The organism is Allobosea sp. 05T439 (assembly GCF_056396005.1).
Map to the genome: position 1 here is coordinate 1 of NZ_JBFTKP010000011.1, position 17,579 is coordinate 17,579.

Genomic DNA, 17,579 nt, shown 5'->3' on the forward strand with positions numbered 1-17,579 from the left:
CCAGGCCCGCCCGCAACAGCGCGCTGCTCGCCGCCGGGCTCGACCTCAGGCTCAGCCCCTCCGTCACGCTCGGCGCCCGGCTCGACGGCGAACTCTCCGGCTCCACCAACCGCCTCGGCGGCCAGGCCCAGGTCAGGGTCAGCTTCTAGGGAGCCCTTTTGCTCGGGTCGGCGGGGTCGGCTCAGATCGGGCCGGCCGGTCTCACAGACGTCCCGGCGCTGAGCGCCGTTGATGCCACGCGAGGGCGTCTGCCTCCGCCTGTCTGATCCACGCATCCTTGCAGTCGCCATAAGCGTGGGAGTCGTCGGGGTGCCGGCTCCGGCAGTCCGCCTTTACGCGATCATAGGCGACTGCGATGTCGGGACGGGCCCGGAGATAATCGCGGAACGCCAGGTGTCGCGTGATCTCCGGGGAGCCTTCGGGATAGCAATGGAGCTGGACGAGCCTGCGCCCCGTCTCCGTATCGGCTTTCGTAAGGTAGCGCCGGCCGGCCAAGCCAAGCTCTCCCCACCATTCGTATCCGAGCGTTTCCAGCTCGCCTTGCCGGGCATCGAGCGCAGCCAGGCTCCCGACCACTGGCAGAAGGTCCAGGATCGGCTTGGCGTGAATCGCCGGGATCGCTGTCGAACCGACGTGATGAACGATGAGCAGGCATGGCCCGATCGCCTCCGCGAGACGTTGCGCCTCGCGCCCGGCGAGATCGGACCAATGGGGATCATGGGGGTGCAGTTCGACTGTGATGGGCGGCGGCATGCCAGTGCTCTTCCATTCAGGGCCGAGCTCTTTCGACGATGCCGCTGCCCGGCGCAAGGACGAGCGCGCTGAGGGAACCCGTCACTCTTCAGATGCCCCCGGCGTCGCGCAGGCGCCCTGGCCTCCTACATCCGGTAGGCCATCCGCACGCCGCCCCAATGCCGGCCATTCACGCGGAGCGGCGCGTCGACCTCGCGCATGAGCTGGGTGACATCGCCCATGTCGCGCCGGTAGGACTGGACGAGGAAGGGGCGCACGGAGCGAGCCGACATGATGCCGGCGCGATCGTGGAACATGCGGCGGTTGCGGMTATGCGGCGCGTTCCAGGCAGGATCGCCCTTGCGCTGCGGATGGGCGAATTCGGGATGGTGCACCGGAATATAGCCGTTGCGATCGATCGGCAGGGCGAACACCAGCCGCGGATCGCTGGCCAGTTCCTCGGCGAGCGCCGGCGGCAACAGGGCCTCCAAGGCCGGCAGTGCGCTGTTGGTGTATTGCTGCGGCTCCGTCTCCGGCACGGGCAGGTAGTTGACGTCGAAGAGCTGGGCCTCGGACAGTTTCCCATCCCGCAGTGCCTGCTCGAAGAGCGTGCCCAGGCGAACCGCGAAGAGCTGCGCGCGTTCGATCAGCGGCCGATAGGATTCTTCGATCTCGTCGAGCAGACGGCGCAGGGGCTCATGCTCCCTGACGGTCGCTTCGCCGAAGGCGACATGAAGGCCGAGCTGGCTCGACGCCATCAGGCGGCAGGCCAAAGGCGGCAGGCCACCGATGGTGATCGTCCCGCCCGTGCCTGGGCGGATGCCGGGATCGGACTGGGCGAGCAGCAGCGTTCCACCCAAGCCGAGGTCGATCGTCTGCGCGTTGAAGGTCGTGGCGCCGAAGTGTCCCTCGACCGGATATTCCGCAGGGAACCTGTCATGCTGGCGGCGGTCGGCGAAGACGGTGTGCCGCAGCAATGGCACGAAGCGCCCCATCAGTCCTTCGGCCTGCCGCGCGCCATCCGACATGGCGGCGCGCGCCTCGGCGCTACGGGCCGCTGCGCCCAAGGCCATTTCGTCGATCTCACCGACCTGCCGGGAAACCGTGTCGATGAAGCGGGCCGTCTCGTCGGCGCTGCGCGACAGTTCCGAGGCCGCTGCCGCCTGCTCGAGCGAGGCGCTGCCAATGGCCGCGATCACCGGATTGACGTCCCGCACCATTTGCAGCGCATCATTGACGATCGCGGCCGAGCCCTGGGCCGTCTGGGTCAGCCGATCGACACGGTTGCGGATATGGTCGACCGCGTCGCGCACCTCGATGGAGAGCGCCTTCACTTCCTGGGCAACCACGCCGAAGCCGCGGCCGGCCTCACCGGCGCGCGCCGCTTCGATGGTCGCATTCAAGGCAAGCAGATTGGTCTGGCGCGCGATCTCGGCAATGGAATCGACGATGCTGCGGATCTCGACCGTGGCGGAGGCGAGGCCTGTCATCATGTGCGTCGCCTCGCCGGCACGCATGGCCGCCGCCTCCAGCATGTCTCGCGCGCCATTCATCGAGCTGCCGACCTGCTCGGCCGCGTCGGAGACCTGCTGGGTGGCGGTCGCGAGCGCGCTCGAATTCATGCTGGCCGTCTCGGCCGCCTGCCTCAGATCGCCGGTACGCCTGTGAATGCCGATCGAACCACCCTCGGCCTGGCTCGATGTATGCTCTGCCTCATAGAGGCGCCCGGTGAGGCGTCGCAGGGCGGCAACGACATCCTGCTCGAGCGCATTGACGGCTTCGCGGATCGAGGCATCGTCGAGCGGATCGGGAAGTTCGATCGCTTCTGCCGGCGACGTCGGCTCCGCAGTGGCGACAGGCCCGGCTGCAACGGCACGGTCTTGGGTGCCCAACCAGCGCCGGACCCTTTCGCGAAACATCAGCCAATCCCGGACAGCGCAAAGTCGAACCTTTATGGTCGGGCAATGTTAACAAAGCTTCTCCCGAAGCCACGACTTGCCCAAACGAGAGGCCGAAAGCGCGCAGGGCCATGCGCCGGAAGCGGGATTCGCCGTCCCGGACCGGCATGGACCCGATGCGAGGCTGCAGCTAAAGCTCTGATCATCCGCATTGCCCTCCCCCAGGCCAGCCCATGACCAGTCATAGCTACGACGTGATCGTTGCCGGTGTCGGTGCCATGGGCTCCGCCGCCTGCTGGCATCTCGCGCGGCGCGGACTGAAGGTCCTTGGCCTCGAGCGCTTCGACCTCGGCCATGCGATGGGCTCGTCGCATGGCATGACGCGGATCATCCGCCTCGCCTATTTCGAAGGCTCGCATTACGTGCCGATCGTCCGGCGCGCGCATCAGCTCTGGTCCGAGACCGGCGCGGAAGCGGGCATGCAGTTGCTGCACGTCACCGGTTCGCTCGATCTCGCCCCCGAAGGCGCCGGGCCGGTCGAGTCCTCGCTGCGCTCCTGCCTCGACCACGGGTTGACGCATGAGGTGCTCTCGGGCCAGGAGATCGCGCGCCGTTTCCCTGGCTTTCAGCTGCCGGCGGGACATGTCGGTCTCTGGCAGCCCGATGGCGGGTTCGTCGCCTCCGAGAAGGCGATCTATGCCCATGTCGGCCTCGCCCAATCGCGTGGCGCCGAGATCCGGACCAATGAGCCGCTGCTCGACTGGGCGCCGACAGCGCAAGGCGGCGTGGTCGTTCGCACCGAGCGCGGCACCTATTCCGCTGGCCGGCTGGTGATCACCTCCGGCGGCTGGATCGCCGACGCGGTCCCGGCATTGGCTGCGAATGTCTCGACCGTGCGGCAGGCCATCGGCTGGTTCACGACGCGACGGCCGGAGCTGTATCGTCCGGGCGCCTTCCCCGTCTTCATCCTCAGTGTCGAGGAAGGCACCTTCTACGGCTTTCCGCTCTACGAGCATCCCGGCTTCAAGCTCGGCGGCCCGCATTTCGGGCGCGAGCCGATGGATCCGCGCGAGCCGGACCGCACGCCGAGCCCGCGCCAGGTGGCGCTGATCCGCGATTGCCTCGCCCGCTACCTGCCCGATGCCGCCGGAGAACCGCTCAGCCTCAAGGGCTGCGTCTACACGGTGACGCCGGACGAGGATTTCGTAATCGACGCCGTGCCGGGCGTCCCGCAGGCCGTGTTCGCATCCGCCTGTTCCGGCCATGGCTACAAATTCGCCAGCGCTATCGGCGAAATCCTCGCCGACCTCTCCACCACCGGCCAATCCGCTTTCGATCTCAAACCCTTCTCGCTCAGCCGCTTTCCGGAAGCGTGAGCCGCCGCGAGCCCGGCGCAGAACTTCTGCGCGACGGCCTCTCGACGCCACCAGGACCTTGCCTTGGCCAGTTCAGCCGAAAACCGTCGCGGAATCATCGCCATGCTGCTGGCGATGTTTCTCTTCACCTGCAACGACGCGCTCATGAAGCTGGCACGTGAAGTCTACCCCGTCGGGCAGGCGATCTCGCTGCGGGCCGTCTTTGCGGTGACGACGGCCCTCGCCATGATCTGGATGATGGGCGAAGGCCGCAAGCTCGGCGAAATGTTCAGGCCGCTGGTCCTGCTCCGCGGGATGATAGAGGCCGCAATCGCCCTGATCTTCATCTGGTCGGTGGCCAAGCTCCCACTCGGGAACATCACCGCCATCCTGATGGCCTCACCGCTCATCATCCTCGTCCTCGCGGTGGCGCTCGGCATCGAGAAGGTCGGCTGGCGCCGGACGGTTGCCGTCGCGGTCGGCTTTATCGGCGTGCTGGTCGTGATCCGGCCGACGCCCGAGCATATGAACATCGCCGCGATTGCGGCCCTCGTCAGCGCGATATTGGCGGCGGTTCGCGATCTGGTTACCCGCAGGATTGGCAACCACGTCCCTTCGACGGTGATTTCGTTCACGGCGACGATCATCGTCGGCCTCTCCGCCTTCGCACTCGGCTTCTTCGAGACCTGGGTGCCGGTCCAGCGGATCGAGACCGTCTATGTCGGCGGCGCGGCCGTGCTGGTTTCGCTTGGCAGCTTCTGCATCGTCAACGCCTTCCGGAACACCGATGTCGGGGTCGTCACCGGCTACCGCTATTCCGGCGTCGCCTTCGCGGTGCTGATCGGGCACCTGCTCTGGGGCGAGATTCCGGACGCCTGGGCCGTCACCGGCATCGCGCTGATCGCCGGCAGCGGCCTCTACACCCTGCATCGCCAGCGCGTCGTTCCCAGTGCCAAGCTCAAGATCGAGGGTGGCCCCGCGTCATGAGCGGCCAGCCTGTTGCAGCGAAGCCCGCCCTGCTCGTCCTGGTCGCGATCTCGACCCTGCAGCCGATCGCCCTCAACCTTCTCGCGCCTGCGACACCAGCCGTGGCGCGCCATTTCGGCACGAACTACGCAACGATCCAGCTCACGCTGACGCTGTATCTCGTCTCTGTCGCGCTGATCCAGTTACTGATCGGCCCGCTCTCGGACCGCTTCGGGCGGCGGCCCTGCGTCAATGGCGGGATCATCGTCTTCATTCTCGGCTCGATTCTCGGAGCATTGGCCCCCACCACGGAAGTCCTGCTGGCGGCGCGCGTGCTGGAGGGCGCTGGTGCCGGTACGACCTTCGCGCTGGCCCGGGCCATCATCCGCGACAGCGCCCATCGCGACAAGGCAGCGAGCCAGATCGCCAGCGTCACCATGGTCATGGTGGTGGCGCCGATGATCGCACCCTATCTCGGCGGCCATATCGAAACCTGGTTCGGCTGGCGGATGATCTTCTGGGCAATGACGGCAGCCGGCGTGCTCGTTCTCCTGCTGACGGCGGCCCGATTGCCGGAAACCGCTCCGAATGTCGGCATCAGGACATCGCTGCTCGGCGTCTTCCGCTCCTTCCCGCTCCTGGCGCTCGACCGGGAGTTCATCGTCAACGTCATCGCGCTTTCGATGACATCGGCCGCGTTCTTCGCCTTCGTCGCCGGAGCCCCCTTCATCGTCGTCGAGACGATGGGCCGGGGCTCGGATGTCTATGGCGCCTACTTCATCCTGAGCGCGTTCGGCTACATGGTCGGGAATTTCGCGATGTCGCGGCTCGCGGTCAGGCGCGGGGCCGCTCCCCTGGTGCGGATTGGCCTGATCATCTCCGTGGTGATGATGAGCATCGCGATGGTGTTCGCGATGAGCGATTACTGGACGCCGCTGACCCTGTTCCTRCCGCTGGCGATCAGCTCGGTCGGCAATGGCTTGACGATTCCCGGTGCGGCAGCTGCAGCGCTGTCCGCCAAACCCGAACTTGCCGGCTCCGCAGCCGGGCTGATGGGAGCCATCCAGCTCGGTGTCGGTGCGTTGGCCACGATCGTGATCAGCTGGCTTGTCATACTTTGGCCGCAGTCCCTGATCGCCACGATGTGGCTGATGATGGCGATCGGGCTATTTTCCTTGCGTTTCAGCGGCTTCCGGCGACACAGCTGATCCCCAGCCTGTCGCCCTGCGTAATCTTGTGCTGCCCCAGACCTTCGTATAACCAGCGCTTAACCAGCGCGACATGGCCCTCATGCGTCGCGTGCATTCATAATCTGGGAGAGCGGGTGTGCAGGGACTTCTCAAGGTCAGCCGCATCATCGACGCGATCAACAGTCAGATCGGCAAGAAAGTTGCCTGGCTGATCCTGCTGGCAGTCATCGTCGCAGCGGTGAATGCGATTATCCGCAAGATGTTCAACATGTCGTCGAATGCCTGGCTCGAGCTGCAATGGATGCTGTTCGGCGCCGTCTTCCTGATGTGCGCCTCCTGGACGCTGCAGGTGAAAGAGCATATCCGCATCGACATCCTGAACAGCCAGTTGCCGAAGCGCGTTCAGCAATGGATCGACCTTCTCGGTCATCTCCTGTTCCTGCTGCCGTTCTGCGCGCTGATGATCTACCATTCCTGGCCGTTCTTCTGGCGCTCCTACGCGGTCAATGAGCAGTCGCTCTCGGCCGGCGGCCTGCCCCAGTGGCCCGCCAAGGGGCTCCTGATCGTCGGCTTCTTCATGCTGTTCTGCCAGGGCATTTCGGAGGTCATCAAGCAGATCGCGATCATGCGCGGCCTCCTGGAGGACGAAGAGACGTTGCGTGGCCATGCGGCCGCTGCGGAAGCGGAAGCGCAACGCCTGCTGGATCAAGCCAAGGCCCAGGGCCTGGCTTCGTGAGCAACCCAGAAGAACTCCGGAAACCGCCGATGACCGCCTCCCGCTTCGCGCGCGCAGCCGGGCTTTTGCTCGCGCTCACCCTGACTGCCTTCTTCAGCCTGCATATGGGCGATGCCCATGCCGCGGGGATCGGGGATTTTCTGCGCGTCAACATGGCGCCGGTGATGTTCGCCGCCCTCGTGCTCTTCCTCCTGCTCGGCTACCCCGTCGCCTTCGCACTCGCCGCCAACGGTCTGCTCTTCGCGCTGATCGGCATCGACCTCGGCATGTTCCAGGAGAACTTCCTGCAGGCGCTGCCGGAACGCATCTACGGCACGATGAACAATGACGTGCTGCTCGCCATTCCCTTCTTCACCTTCATGGGATTGGTGCTCGAGCGCTCGGGCATGGCGGAAGACCTGCTCGACACCATCGGCCAGCTCTTCGGCCCGATCCGCGGCGGCCTCGCCTATGCCGTGATCTTCGTTGGCGCCCTGCTCGCCGCCACGACCGGTGTCGTTGCCGCCTCCGTCATCTCGATGGGCCTGATCTCGCTGCCGATCATGCTGCGCTACGGCTATGACCGCCGACTCGCCTCGGGTGTGATCGCAGCGTCCGGAACGCTGGCGCAGATCATCCCGCCTTCGCTGGTTCTGATCGTGCTTGCCGACCAGCTCGGCCGGTCCGTTGGCGACATGTATGAGGGCGCCTTCATCCCAGGCCTCGTCCTCGCCGGGCTCTACGCCGGTTACGTCTTCCTTGTCACCATCGTCTACCCGAAGCGCGCTCCCGGCCTGCCGCCAGAGGCACAGACCCTGCGCGACGCCGACGGCAAGACACGCCGGTTCTCGCTGCTGGTTGTCGCGATCATCTCCTTCTGCGTCGCCTACGCCTATATGAAGCTCTATACCAAGGTCGATGCCGGGGCCGATTTCGTCGTGCTGACGATGTCGATCATGGTTGGCGTCTCGCTGGTCATCGCGCTGATCAACAAGATGCTGGGGCTCAAGCTGCTGTCGCGCATGACCGAGCAGGTCATCTTCGTGATGGTGCCGCCGCTGGCGCTAATCTTCCTCGTGCTCGGGACGATCTTCATCGGCGTCGCGACACCGACCGAAGGCGGCGCGATGGGCGCGGCGGGTGCGATCCTGCTCGCCTTCAGCAAGCGCCGCCTCTCCTTCGAGCTGCTGAAGCAGGCGACGGAGTCGACGGCCAAGCTCTCGGCCTTCGTGCTCTTCATCCTGGTCGGCGCGCGCGTGTTCTCGCTGACCTTCTACGGCGTCAACGGCCATGTCTGGGTCGAGCATCTGCTGGTCGGGCTGCCCGGCGGCGCGACGGGCTTCCTGATCGTCGTCAACGTGATGGTCTTCCTGCTGGCCTTCTTCCTGGATTTCTTCGAGCTGGCCTTCATCGTGGTGCCGTTGCTCGGCCCCGCGGCCGAGAAGCTCGGCATCGACCTGATCTGGTTCGGCGTTATCCTGGGCGTGAACATGCAGACGAGCTTCATGCACCCGCCCTTTGGCTTCGCGCTGTTCTTCCTGCGTTCGGTCGCGCCCAAGCACCGCTACAAGGACAAGGTCACGGGCCTGCAGATGGAGCCCGTCACCACCGGCCAGATCTATTGGGGCGCCGTGCCCTTCGTGGTGATCCAGTGCATCATGGTGGCGCTCGTCATCATCTTCCCGAAGATGGTGATGCACTACAAGGCGTCGGCCATTCAGCTCGACCAGAAGTCGATCGACAAGCAGTTCGACTCGATCCAGATCCCGGGACTGGGCGGCAGCATGCCAGGTCTCGACCTCAACGCCCCGCCGACGCTCAACCTCAAATAGGCGCCGGTCAGCCGAAACAAAAAGGGCGGGGAGCGATCCCCGCCTTTTTTCATGTCCGTACGGCAGCGCTTGGGATCAGCGATAGAAGCTGTCGCCGAACAAGCCCCGGTCGGATTGAACCTTGCCGCGGACGATCGCGCGCACGGGCCCGAGGGTGGACTCGCCGCGTGCCTCGAGCTGGGCCGTGGCACCGACGGCAGAGCCATAGCGATTATCGGAGCGCTTGCCGAATTCGGCCCGAACCGAGCCGCCCGCGCGCACGCAGAAAGAGGAACCATCGACCCTGACATAGCCGGGGCCATATTCCGGGCAGGGACGCGTCGCCTTATCCAGCTTGGGTGCAGGCAGCTTGGCCGACGGGACGCCGCGGCCAGGGAGGGGCTCGCCGATCGACTGAGCCGCGGCGGGGACCGTTGCAGCGAACACGGCGAGCAGACCGACAATCAGACGCGGCATTCGCAAGACTTCCCGAACAAATGCGCAAGCGGCGCGCAAGGCGTGACCAGCCCTGAGTCTAGCCCGCAAGCGCGGCAAAGCAATGGCCGGCCGCCGCCCCATTGGCATGCCCGGCGGATGCGAAAAACCCCGGCCTCGCGGCCGGGGTCCGACAGGGATCGAGTTCGCCGGTTTCCCGGCGGGTCGCTCTCTTCAGAGCTGGTTGGCCGCGCGCGCGCGGATCAGAAAATTGTCGAAGCTGTATTCGGCGATCTGGAACCAGAGATATTCGTCGCCGCGGAAGGCCGACATCGCCTCATAGACCTTCTTGAAGTCGGGGTTCTTGGCTGAGGTCTCGGCATAGACCTCCTTGGATGCCTTGAGGCAGGCTTCCATGATCTCCTGCGAAAACGGTCGCAATTGTGCACCGGCGCCGACGAGACGCTTCAGGGCCGCGGGATTCCTGGCATCGTATTTGGCCTGCATGTCGACATTCGCCAGTGCCGCCGCCGTGGTCAGCACCGATTTGTAGACCTTCGGCAGCGATTCCCACTTCGCCTGGTTGATGAAGAAATGCAGCGCAGCGCCGCCTTCCCACCAGCCCGGATAGTAATAGAACGGCGCAACCTTGTTGAAGCCAAGCTTCTCGTCATCGGCCGGGCCGACCCATTCGGCCGCGTCGATCGTGCCCTTTTCCAGCGCCGGATAGATGTCGCCACCGGCGATCTGCTGCGGCACGACGCCAAGCTTGCTCATGACCTGTCCGGCGAAGCCGCCGATGCGCATCTTCACGCCCTGCATATCGGCGACGGTCTTGATCTCCTTGCGGAACCAGCCGCCCATCTGGCAGCCGGTATTGCCACCGGGAATCGCGTAGATGTTGTGCTTCTTGTAGAATTCGTTGAGCAATTCATTGCCGCCGCCATGGTAGAACCAGGCATTCTGCTGGCGCGCATTGAGGCCGAACGGCACCGCAGTGCCGAAGGCGAAGGTCGGATCCTTGCCGACATAGTAATAGGAAGCGGTGTGGCACATCTCGACAGTGCCATTGGTCACCGCATCGGCGGCCTGCAGGCCGGGAACGATTTCGCCGGCTGCGAAGACCTGGATCTGGAAATTCCCGTCGGTCGCTTCCGACACGGCCTTCGCGAGAATCTCGGAAGCGCCGTAGATCGTGTCGAGGGATTTCGGGAATGACGAGGTCACTCGCCATTTCAGCTCAGGCATAGGCTGGGCGATGGCCGGGCTGGCAATGGCGCCAGCGGCAGCCCCCGCCCCGGCAACCTTCAAGAAATGGCGACGCTTCATCTGGATTTTTCTCCCCTCAGAGACGTTCAGCGGCACCGGTTGATCCGGCTTTGCGCGCGCGCTCCAGAAAAGCAGGTCCTGTGATCCGCGCAAGTGGAAAGCATGCCCCCTATGCATTTTTTGCAGGATAGTACTTTCGTCGCAGGGGAAAGCGAGTTCCGTCAAACAAGACCGGCCCGCCTGCCCCGAAGGGAAGACCGATCTCGCGCGAACGACCAAAGAAAAAGCCCGGCTTGCGCCGGGCTTTCGCGTTGATCTCGACCGAGAAGATCTCAGTCGATGTTGCCGATCTCAGCGCGCGCGCGAACGCACCTGGAAGACGTCGAAGGTCAGTTCCGCGACCTGCCACCAGAGATACTGGTCCGAGCGGAAAGCGGTCATCGTATCGATGGCCTTCTTGAAGTCCGGGTTCTTGGCCGAGATCTCGGCGTAGAGTTCGTTCGTGGCCTTGAGGCTGGCTTCGAGGATCTCCTGCGAGAACGGGCGCAGCTGTGTGCCGGCACCGACCAGGCGCTTCAGCGCCGGCGGGTTCACGACATCATAACGCGCGCCCATCTGCGTGTTGGCATAGGTGCAGGCGGCGGTCAGGGCTGCCTGGTAGGCCTTGGGAAGGGCGTTCCACTTCTCCAGGTTGACGAAGGCATGGACCGTCGGCCCGCCTTCCCAGAAGCCCGGATAGTAGTAGTACGGCGCGACCTTGGAGAAGCCGAGCTTCTCGTCGTCATAGGGGCCGACCCACTCGGCGCCGTCGATCGTGCCCTTTTCCAGCGCCGGATAGATGTCGCCACCGGCGAGCTGCTGCGGCACGACGCCGAGCTTGGCCAGAACCTGGCCGGCGATACCGCCGATGCGCATCTTCAGGCCCTGAAGATCGGCAACGGTCTTGAATTCCTTGCGGAACCAGCCGCCCATCTGCGCGCCGGTATTGCCGCAGGGCAGGCCGTAGATGTTGAACTTCTTGAAGAACTCGTTGAACAGCTCATTGCCGCCGTTCTGATAGAGCCAGGCATTCTGCATGCGGGCGTTGAGACCAAACGGCACCGATGCGGGAATCGCGAAGGTCGGATCCTTGCCGACATAGTAATAAGAGACGGTGTGCGCCATCTCGATCGTGCCGTTGGTGACGGCATCCGCCGCCTGCAGGCCGGGAACGATTTCGCCCGCCGCGAAGACCTGGATCTGGAAATTGCCGTCGGTCAGTTCGGAGACCATCTTGGCCATGATCTCGGCGCCGGCATAGATCGTGTCGAGAGACTTCGGGAAGCTCGACGCCAGGCGCCATTTCACTTCCGGTTTCGACTGCGCAACGGCCGGCATGGCGACAGCGGAGGCCGCAGCGCCAGCAGTGGCGGCCTGAATAAATTGACGACGCTTCATTATGGACATCTCCTCGGATTTCGACTTTGCGATGCGCAGGCGGGTTCGGTCCCGTTACGGCGAAGTTTCAAGGATCATTCTGGCTAGGAATGCAGTCGATCTTGCGGGCATGTTTGGTTGATCCAAACTTTCATTCCTGCCGCCGATCCGCGCCTGCACAAGATTTGCGCAGCTCTCCCCAAACATCGCATCACCGTCAACCAACCCAGACGCCTCGACAATTGCGCTCAAGGCATGGCACGGCTGCACACGAAGCGCATGGTACTTTCGCGGGGCCCGGTCAACCTCCGATCGCGCAATGCAGACAAATTGATGAGAGACGCGACATGGATCAGGACAAACTCGCCAGGCTGAGAGCCCGCTATGCCGGCGCGAGCGGGGGCGACATCCACGACCCGCGCTTCGCCAAGGTCGCTGCCGACCAGTTCAAGGGCGACCGTCGGAAATGGCCCTTCTCCGACGTTGCGACCTTCATCAGCGCGCCCTACCAGCCCGATGCACTGAGCAAGCCCGATCTCGGCGGGCTCGACGTCGCGATCATTGGCCTGCCGATGGATCTCGGCGTCACGAACCGTGCCGGCACGCGGCTGGGGCCGCGCGCGGTCCGGGCCGTCGAGCGCATGGGGCCGATGGATCACGTCACCGGCATGGCGCCCTTCGGCCAGCTCAAGGTTGCCGATATCGGCGACGTGCCCTTCCGCTCGCGCTATTCGCTCGAGAGTTGCCACGAGGATATCGAAGCGACTTTCAAGACGATCGTGAAGGCCGGCGTCTCGACGCTTGCGGTCGGTGGCGACCATTCGATCACCTATCCGATCCTCAAGGCCGTCGGCGAGAAGCGCCCGGTCGGCATGGTTCATATCGACGCGCATTGCGACACGTCCGGGCCCTATGAAGGCTCGAAATTCCATCATGGCGGGCCATTCCGGCAGGCCGTACTCGATGGTGTGCTCGATCCCGAGCGCGTMATCCAGATCGGCATCCGCGGCGGCGCCGAGTATCTCTGGGAGTTCTCCTACGAGTCCGGCATGACCGTGATCCATGCCGATGAGGTCGACCGCATGGGGCTCGATGCGGTGATCGCAAAGGCGCTTGCCGTGATCGGCGACGGGCCGACCTATGTCTCCTTCGATGTCGATTCGCTCGACCCGGCCTTCGCGCCCGGCACCGGCACGCCCGAGGTCGGCGGCCTGACGCCGCGCGAGGCCCTTGCGATCCTGCGCGGCCTCAAGKGCCGCGATATCGTCGCGGCTGACGTGGTTGAAGTCGCGCCGCAATATGACGCGACCTCGAATACGGCCCAATGCGCGGCGCAGGTCCTGTTCGCCGAACTCTGCCTGATCGCCGAGGCGCGCGCTGCCGGCAAGGGCAGGCCGTGAAACGCAAGGCCGTCCAGCTCGACGCGATCGACCGCAGGATCGTCACGATCCTGCGCGCGGAGGGCCGCATCACCAATCAGGCGCTCTCGGAGCGGGTCGGCTTGTCCGCCCGCCCCTGCCTCGAGCGCGTGCGCAAGCTCGAAGCCTCGGGGCTGATCCTCGGCTATGGCGCGAGGCTGTCGCCGGAGATCGCGGGCCACGCCATCGTCGCCTTCGCGCAGATCTCGCTGCGCGACCACTCGGTCGGGCGGCGCGAACGGGTCGAGAAGGTCTTGAGGGCCTGTCCGGACGTGGTCGAGGTGCAGGTGGTCAGCGGCGAGGCGGATTATCTTGCCCGCATCGTCGCGGATTCACTGGCGGAGTATGAGGAACTGACGGGGACCTGGCTGGCCGATGCGCAGCTCGGCGTGGCCAAGATTGCCACCACCTTCGCACTGAAGGCGCTGAAGGACTTCGACGGATACCCCCTGGCGGAGCAGTAAGCAGCGCAGCGGGCGCCATGCCCTGAATTCATGGCGCCCTGCCCTACGCGCGATTGAGCCCTTGGGCTCTTGCGTCGAACGCATGTCGGAGACAATATATTGCAGCGCAGCGTGAACATCGCGCCGCAGCATCGCGCCTTCATCACCCGGACGAATTCCATGACCTCCTCCAGCACGGGAGCGGCTGTCGCGCGCCCAGCAGGATCGCTTGCCGCGCCGGCTCAACGCACCAGCCTCGTTCTGTTCGCATTGGCGATGGGTGGCTTCGCCATCGGGACGGCCGAATTCGCGGTCATGAGCCTGCTGCCCTATTTCTCAGTCGGCCTCGGCGTCGACGGGCCGACCGCCGGGCACGTGATCAGCGCCTATGCGCTCGGCGTCGTTGCCGGCGCCCCCGTCATCGCAGTGCTCGCGGCAAAACTCTCGCGGCGGACGCTGCTGATCGGGCTGATGGCGGCCTTCGCCATCACCAACGGCTTGAGCGCGCTTGCTMCCACCTATGGCTGGATGCTGGTCTTCCGCTTTCTCAGCGGCCTGCCGCACGGCGCCTATTTCGGCGTCGCAGCCCTGGTCGCCGCCTCGCTKGTGCCGAAGAACCGGCGTTCGCAGGCGGTCGCCCGCGTCATGCTGGGGCTGACGATCTCCACCATTCTCGGCGTGCCCCTCGCCAACTGGCTGGGCCTCGCGCTCGGCTGGCGCTGGGGCTTTGGCGTCGTTGCGGCCCTGGCCCTCCTCACCGTCATTCTGGTCGCGGCGTTCGCACCGAAGGACAGGCCGCAGCCCGGGGCGAGCCCGCTGCGCGAACTCGGCGCGCTTCGGCACAGGCAAGTCTGGCTGACGCTGGCGATCGGCGCGATCGGCTTCGGCGGCATGTTCGCGGTCTACACCTATGTCGCCTCGACACTGATGGAGGTCACGCATGTCGCGCCGGGCATGGTGCCGGTCGTGCTCGCCATCTTCGGGCTCGGCATGACCGTTGGCACGATCGTCAGTGCCTGGGCGGCGGACCGGGCCCTGATGCCGTCGGTCGGTGGCATCCTGCTCTGGAGCGCGGCCTCGCTCGCCCTGTTTCCGCTCGCCGCCGGCAATATCTGGACCGTCTCGATCGTGGTCTTCATGATCGGCTGTGGCGGCGGCCTTGGCACGCCTCTGCAAACCCGGTTGATGGATGTCGCGGAGGACGCGCAAACCCTCGCTGCCGCGTTGAACCACAGCGCCTTCAACCTCGCCAATGCGCTCGGCCCCCTGCTCGCCGGCATGGCGATTGCCTCCGGCTATGGCTGGACCTCGACGGGCTGGGTCGGCAGCGCGCTCGCGCTCGGTGGCTTCGCGATCTGGCTGCTGACGCTGTGGGACATGCAGGCCAGCGAGGCAGGCAGGGCAGCGCTCGCCCCGGGCGAATAGCGTCTCCAATAAGCCCCTGCCAAGCGTCCCGTCAGCGGGACGCTGGCGCTGCGATCAGACTCATGGCCGCAGGAATGGCCGCCCGCCCCTCGTCGAGGCGGTCGGTCAGGACATAGTACCAGTTGAAGCCGATATAGAGCGCGAGCCGCGTCTCGATCTCGCTTTCGGCAATCTCGCCTCGCCCGGCCGCAGCGGTGAAGAGCTTGCTCAGGTGGAGTGTCCGCTTCGGCAGGAATTTCAGGCGCAGGGCGTCGAGAGCGGCGCTGTTCGATTGGGCTTCGGCGATGAGGGCGCGAAAGGTCCGGCCTGATGGCGTTGCCGACCAGAAGTCCCAGAGCCCCTCGGTATAGGCGACCAGGTMCCCCGTCAGGTCCCCCGTCATCGGCTGCGTCAGCATAGACGCCTTCTCGGCGTCATAGACGTCCATGAGCAGATCGGCGCGCGTCTTCCACCACCGATAGATCGTCGGCTTGCCGGCACCCGCGCGCCGGGAGACGGCGTCGATCGAGAAACCCGCATAGCCCCCTTCAGCCAGCACGGCGCGGGCCGCGGCGAGAATCGCAGCCTCAGAGGCCGGACTGCGCTTGGCCCCAATCGAGGCGCGCCGTGGCGTGGGCTGATCGATCCCGCTCATGAGTGACGACGCGACTCCTTTATGTCATCCGCCTCTTGCATAACGAAACGGGCTGTGCATATCAATATATCGAAACGGTACGTTTCGTTTTGGAGAAGAGCATGTCTCAATCGTCATCACTCCCCGGCATCCTCGCCAGGCTTCGCTTCCTGGGCACGCTCATGGTCGGCGCCTATCTTCTCATCAACGCCCTGCTGAGCCTGCTTGCTCCCCTGACGGCCGGCTGGTCGACCTGGTCGGTCACCGCGCTGGCCGTGCCGCCCATGGTGCTCGGCATGGTCTATCTCGTCATACCGATCGCGCGTCGCGGCACGGCCTAGCCACGTCCATGCGGCGCTGGCGTGTCCGATTCTGTCGCTCACTCGACAGAATCGGCCGCCGATGGAGCTGATTCCAACACGAACCGGTCGTCTCGGCAGATTTACCCTCGCTGGAACGAGGGAGAACGACCATGGATGCAATCGCGCTCGAGCAGCAGGTCTGTGCCGCCAACTACGCGCCACTGCCGATCATGCTCTCACATGGCGAGGGTGTCTGGCTGACCGATACCTCCGGGGTGAAACGGCTCGACATGATGAGCGGCTATTCGGCCGTCAGCCTGGGCCACGGTCACCCGCGTATTCTCAAGGTCCTGAGCGAACAGGCGCGCAAGCTCGCGGTGACGAGCCGGGCCTTCCACTGCGAACCTCTCGGCCCCTTCCTCGAGAAGCTCTGCGCCGTATCGGGCCAGGACATGGCGCTGCCGATGAACACCGGCGCCGAGGCGGTCGAAACCGCCATCAAGGCGGCACGGCGCTGGGGCTACCGGGTCAAGGATATCGCCAGGGATCAGGCCGAGATCATCGTCGCCGCGGGTAATTTCCACGGGCGTACCACGACGATCGTCGGCTTCTCCTCCGAGGACAGCTATCGCGACGGTTTCGGCCCCTTCGCACCGGGCTTCGTGACGGTGCCCTTCGGTGATTCAGCGGCCGTCGAGGCGGCGATCACCCCCCGCACCGCCGCCATCATGATCGAGCCGATCCAGGGAGAGGCGGGCATCGTCATGCCGCCTGCGGGCTATCTCAAGCGGTTGCGCGAACTCTGCGACCGCCACAACGTCCTGCTGATCCTCGACGAGATCCAGTCCGGGCTCGGACGCACCGGGCGCTGGTTCGCGCATCAGCATGAGGGCATCCGAGCGGACGGCCTGATCGTCGGCAAGGCGCTTGGCGGCGGTGTCTATCCCGTCTCGGCCTTCCTTGCCTCTCGGGATGTCATGCGCCTGTTCGAGCCCGGCTCGCATGGCTCGACCTTCGGCGGCAACGCGCTCGCCGCCGCGATCGGGCTGGAGTCGCTCAAGATCATCGAGGAAGAGCGGCTGGTGCAGCGCTCCGCCGAACAGGGCGCTCACATGAAGCAGCGCCTTGCCGCGATGACCCGCGGTATCGCGCGGGACGTCCGGGGAGCCGGTCTGTGGATCGGCGTCGATATCGATCCGGCAGTGGGTTCCGCCAAGGCGCTCGTCAAGGCACTGGCCAGCGCCGGCGTGCTGACCAAGGAAACGCACGAGACGGTCATCCGATTCGCCCCGCCGCTGACGATCAGCCGGGCGGAACTGGACTGGGGACTCGACCGCTGCGAGGCAGTCTTTGCCGCGTTTGGCGGACAGCGCAGGGCCAGCGCAGCCTGAGCACGGTGTCGAAGCGCGCAGGCACAATCCGCGCGGAATCAGACAGGGGCATAAACAATCAATAAAATCAATGATTTGTGCTGCCTCCCCTTTAAGCGGCTTCGCTCAGAAAAGCTGCATGCCCCCACTTGCGGGCAGGGCACAGGATCGCACAATCTGTAAGCACAAGCCGGACACGGGAACTCGAAACGCCCGGCCGG

General features: G+C 65.2%; 16 protein-coding genes. 10 read left to right on the forward strand and 6 right to left on the reverse strand.

From position 1 onward, the window contains the following. Positions 1-201: 201 nt before the first annotated feature. Both AC1DIO_RS14575 and AC1DIO_RS14580 read right to left on the reverse strand, forming a co-directional pair. Positions 202-753, reverse strand: a complete 552-nt coding sequence (locus AC1DIO_RS14575) for a GrpB family protein (RefSeq protein WP_476853569.1) — start codon at positions 751-753, stop codon at positions 202-204. Between the two features lie 125 nt (positions 754-878). Then, positions 879-2,651, reverse strand: coding sequence for a methyl-accepting chemotaxis protein (locus AC1DIO_RS14580; RefSeq protein ID WP_476853570.1), 1,773 nt, complete (start codon positions 2,649-2,651; stop codon positions 879-881). Positions 2,652-2,863: 212 nt separating this feature from the next. On the opposite strand from AC1DIO_RS14580, the gene solA reads away from it, so the two are divergent. The 5 genes from solA to AC1DIO_RS14605 all read left to right on the forward strand — a co-directional run bounded on the left by solA (position 2,864) and on the right by AC1DIO_RS14605 (position 8,688). Next, entirely contained in the window at positions 2,864-4,006 is a 1,143-nt protein-coding gene (gene solA / locus AC1DIO_RS14585; protein ID WP_441506571.1) for an N-methyl-L-tryptophan oxidase, read from the forward strand. Positions 4,007-4,069: 63 nt separating this feature from the next. Further along, the gene (locus AC1DIO_RS14590) at positions 4,070-4,972 is read left to right on the forward strand and encodes a DMT family transporter (protein ID WP_441506572.1); all 903 of its coding nucleotides are present in this window, start codon (positions 4,070-4,072) and stop codon (positions 4,970-4,972) included. Then, a complete protein-coding gene (locus tag AC1DIO_RS14595; protein ID WP_476853571.1) occupies positions 4,969-6,159 on the forward strand; it encodes a multidrug effflux MFS transporter in 1,191 nt (396 codons plus the stop codon). The genes AC1DIO_RS14590 and AC1DIO_RS14595 overlap by 4 nt, the downstream gene beginning before the upstream one ends. Before the next feature lie 118 nt (positions 6,160-6,277). Next, the gene (locus tag AC1DIO_RS14600) at positions 6,278-6,877 is read left to right on the forward strand and encodes a TRAP transporter small permease subunit (protein WP_441506574.1); all 600 of its coding nucleotides are present in this window, start codon (positions 6,278-6,280) and stop codon (positions 6,875-6,877) included. Between the two features lie 104 nt (positions 6,878-6,981). Next, on the forward strand, positions 6,982-8,688 hold the full coding sequence (locus AC1DIO_RS14605) for a TRAP transporter large permease (RefSeq protein WP_441506665.1): 1,707 nt from the start codon (positions 6,982-6,984) through the stop codon (positions 8,686-8,688). A gap of 75 nt (positions 8,689-8,763) precedes the next feature. Here the strand turns inward: AC1DIO_RS14605 and AC1DIO_RS14610 are convergent, their stop codons facing one another. The 3 genes from AC1DIO_RS14610 to AC1DIO_RS14620 all read right to left on the reverse strand — a co-directional run bounded on the left by AC1DIO_RS14610 (position 8,764) and on the right by AC1DIO_RS14620 (position 11,808). After that, complete coding sequence (locus tag AC1DIO_RS14610; protein WP_441489206.1) at positions 8,764-9,144, reverse strand: porin family protein; 381 nt, start codon at positions 9,142-9,144, stop codon at positions 8,764-8,766. Positions 9,145-9,336: 192 nt separating this feature from the next. Further along, positions 9,337-10,431: a TRAP transporter substrate-binding protein gene (locus tag AC1DIO_RS14615; RefSeq protein WP_113514737.1), complete on the reverse strand. Its 1,095-nt coding sequence runs from the start codon at positions 10,429-10,431 to the stop codon at positions 9,337-9,339. A 291-nt stretch (positions 10,432-10,722) separates the two neighbouring features. Then, positions 10,723-11,808, reverse strand: coding sequence for a TRAP transporter substrate-binding protein (locus AC1DIO_RS14620; protein ID WP_441489205.1), 1,086 nt, complete (start codon positions 11,806-11,808; stop codon positions 10,723-10,725). A gap of 326 nt (positions 11,809-12,134) precedes the next feature. Here AC1DIO_RS14620 and speB point away from each other — a divergent pair, with 326 nt between their 5' ends. The 3 genes from speB (at position 12,135) to AC1DIO_RS14635 (ending at position 15,073) form a co-directional block, all read left to right on the forward strand. Further along, a complete protein-coding gene (gene speB, locus AC1DIO_RS14625; protein ID WP_476853572.1) occupies positions 12,135-13,187 on the forward strand; it encodes an agmatinase in 1,053 nt (350 codons plus the stop codon). Beyond that, positions 13,184-13,669 carry an Lrp/AsnC family transcriptional regulator gene (locus tag AC1DIO_RS14630; protein WP_069877198.1) on the forward strand — a complete coding sequence of 162 codons (486 nt, stop codon included), beginning with the start codon at positions 13,184-13,186 and terminating at the stop codon, positions 13,667-13,669. Before speB ends, AC1DIO_RS14630 begins: the two co-directional genes overlap by 4 nt. Before the next feature lie 159 nt (positions 13,670-13,828). Next, the gene (locus AC1DIO_RS14635) at positions 13,829-15,073 is read left to right on the forward strand and encodes an MFS transporter (protein ID WP_476853651.1); all 1,245 of its coding nucleotides are present in this window, start codon (positions 13,829-13,831) and stop codon (positions 15,071-15,073) included. Positions 15,074-15,104: 31 nt separating this feature from the next. On the opposite strand, the gene AC1DIO_RS14640 is transcribed toward AC1DIO_RS14635, so the two are convergent. Continuing rightward, positions 15,105-15,707 (reverse strand): TetR/AcrR family transcriptional regulator, encoded by a 603-nt coding sequence (locus AC1DIO_RS14640; protein WP_476853573.1) that lies wholly within the window; start codon positions 15,705-15,707, stop codon positions 15,105-15,107. Positions 15,708-15,808: 101 nt separating this feature from the next. Between AC1DIO_RS14640 and AC1DIO_RS14645 the strand changes: the two genes are divergently transcribed. Together AC1DIO_RS14645 and rocD are read left to right on the forward strand one after the other, a co-directional pair. Next, the gene (locus AC1DIO_RS14645) at positions 15,809-16,027 is read left to right on the forward strand and encodes a hypothetical protein (protein WP_441489202.1); all 219 of its coding nucleotides are present in this window, start codon (positions 15,809-15,811) and stop codon (positions 16,025-16,027) included. Positions 16,028-16,158: 131 nt separating this feature from the next. Further along, complete coding sequence (gene rocD / locus AC1DIO_RS14650) at positions 16,159-17,379, forward strand: ornithine--oxo-acid transaminase (RefSeq protein ID WP_476853574.1); 1,221 nt, start codon at positions 16,159-16,161, stop codon at positions 17,377-17,379. Positions 17,380-17,579 lie beyond the last annotated feature (200 nt).

Bases quoted from the DNA above. Each gene is read 5' to 3' on its own strand.
- AC1DIO_RS14615 (WP_113514737.1), bottom strand. From the start codon at position 10,431: ATGAAGCGTCGCCATTTCTTGAAGGTTGCCGGGGCGGGGGCTGCCGCT.
- solA (WP_441506571.1), top strand. From the start codon at position 2,864: ATGACCAGTCATAGCTACGACGTGATCGTTGCCGGTGTCGGTGCCATG.
- AC1DIO_RS14575 (WP_476853569.1), bottom strand. From the start codon at position 753: ATGCCGCCGCCCATCACAGTCGAACTGCACCCCCATGATCCCCATTGG.
- AC1DIO_RS14645 (WP_441489202.1), top strand. From the start codon at position 15,809: ATGTCTCAATCGTCATCACTCCCCGGCATCCTCGCCAGGCTTCGCTTC.
- AC1DIO_RS14610 (WP_441489206.1), bottom strand. From the start codon at position 9,144: ATGCCGCGTCTGATTGTCGGTCTGCTCGCCGTGTTCGCTGCAACGGTC.
- AC1DIO_RS14605 (WP_441506665.1), top strand. From the start codon at position 6,982: ATGGGCGATGCCCATGCCGCGGGGATCGGGGATTTTCTGCGCGTCAAC.
- AC1DIO_RS14620 (WP_441489205.1), bottom strand. From the start codon at position 11,808: ATGAAGCGTCGTCAATTTATTCAGGCCGCCACTGCTGGCGCTGCGGCC.
- rocD (WP_476853574.1), top strand. From the start codon at position 16,159: ATGGATGCAATCGCGCTCGAGCAGCAGGTCTGTGCCGCCAACTACGCG.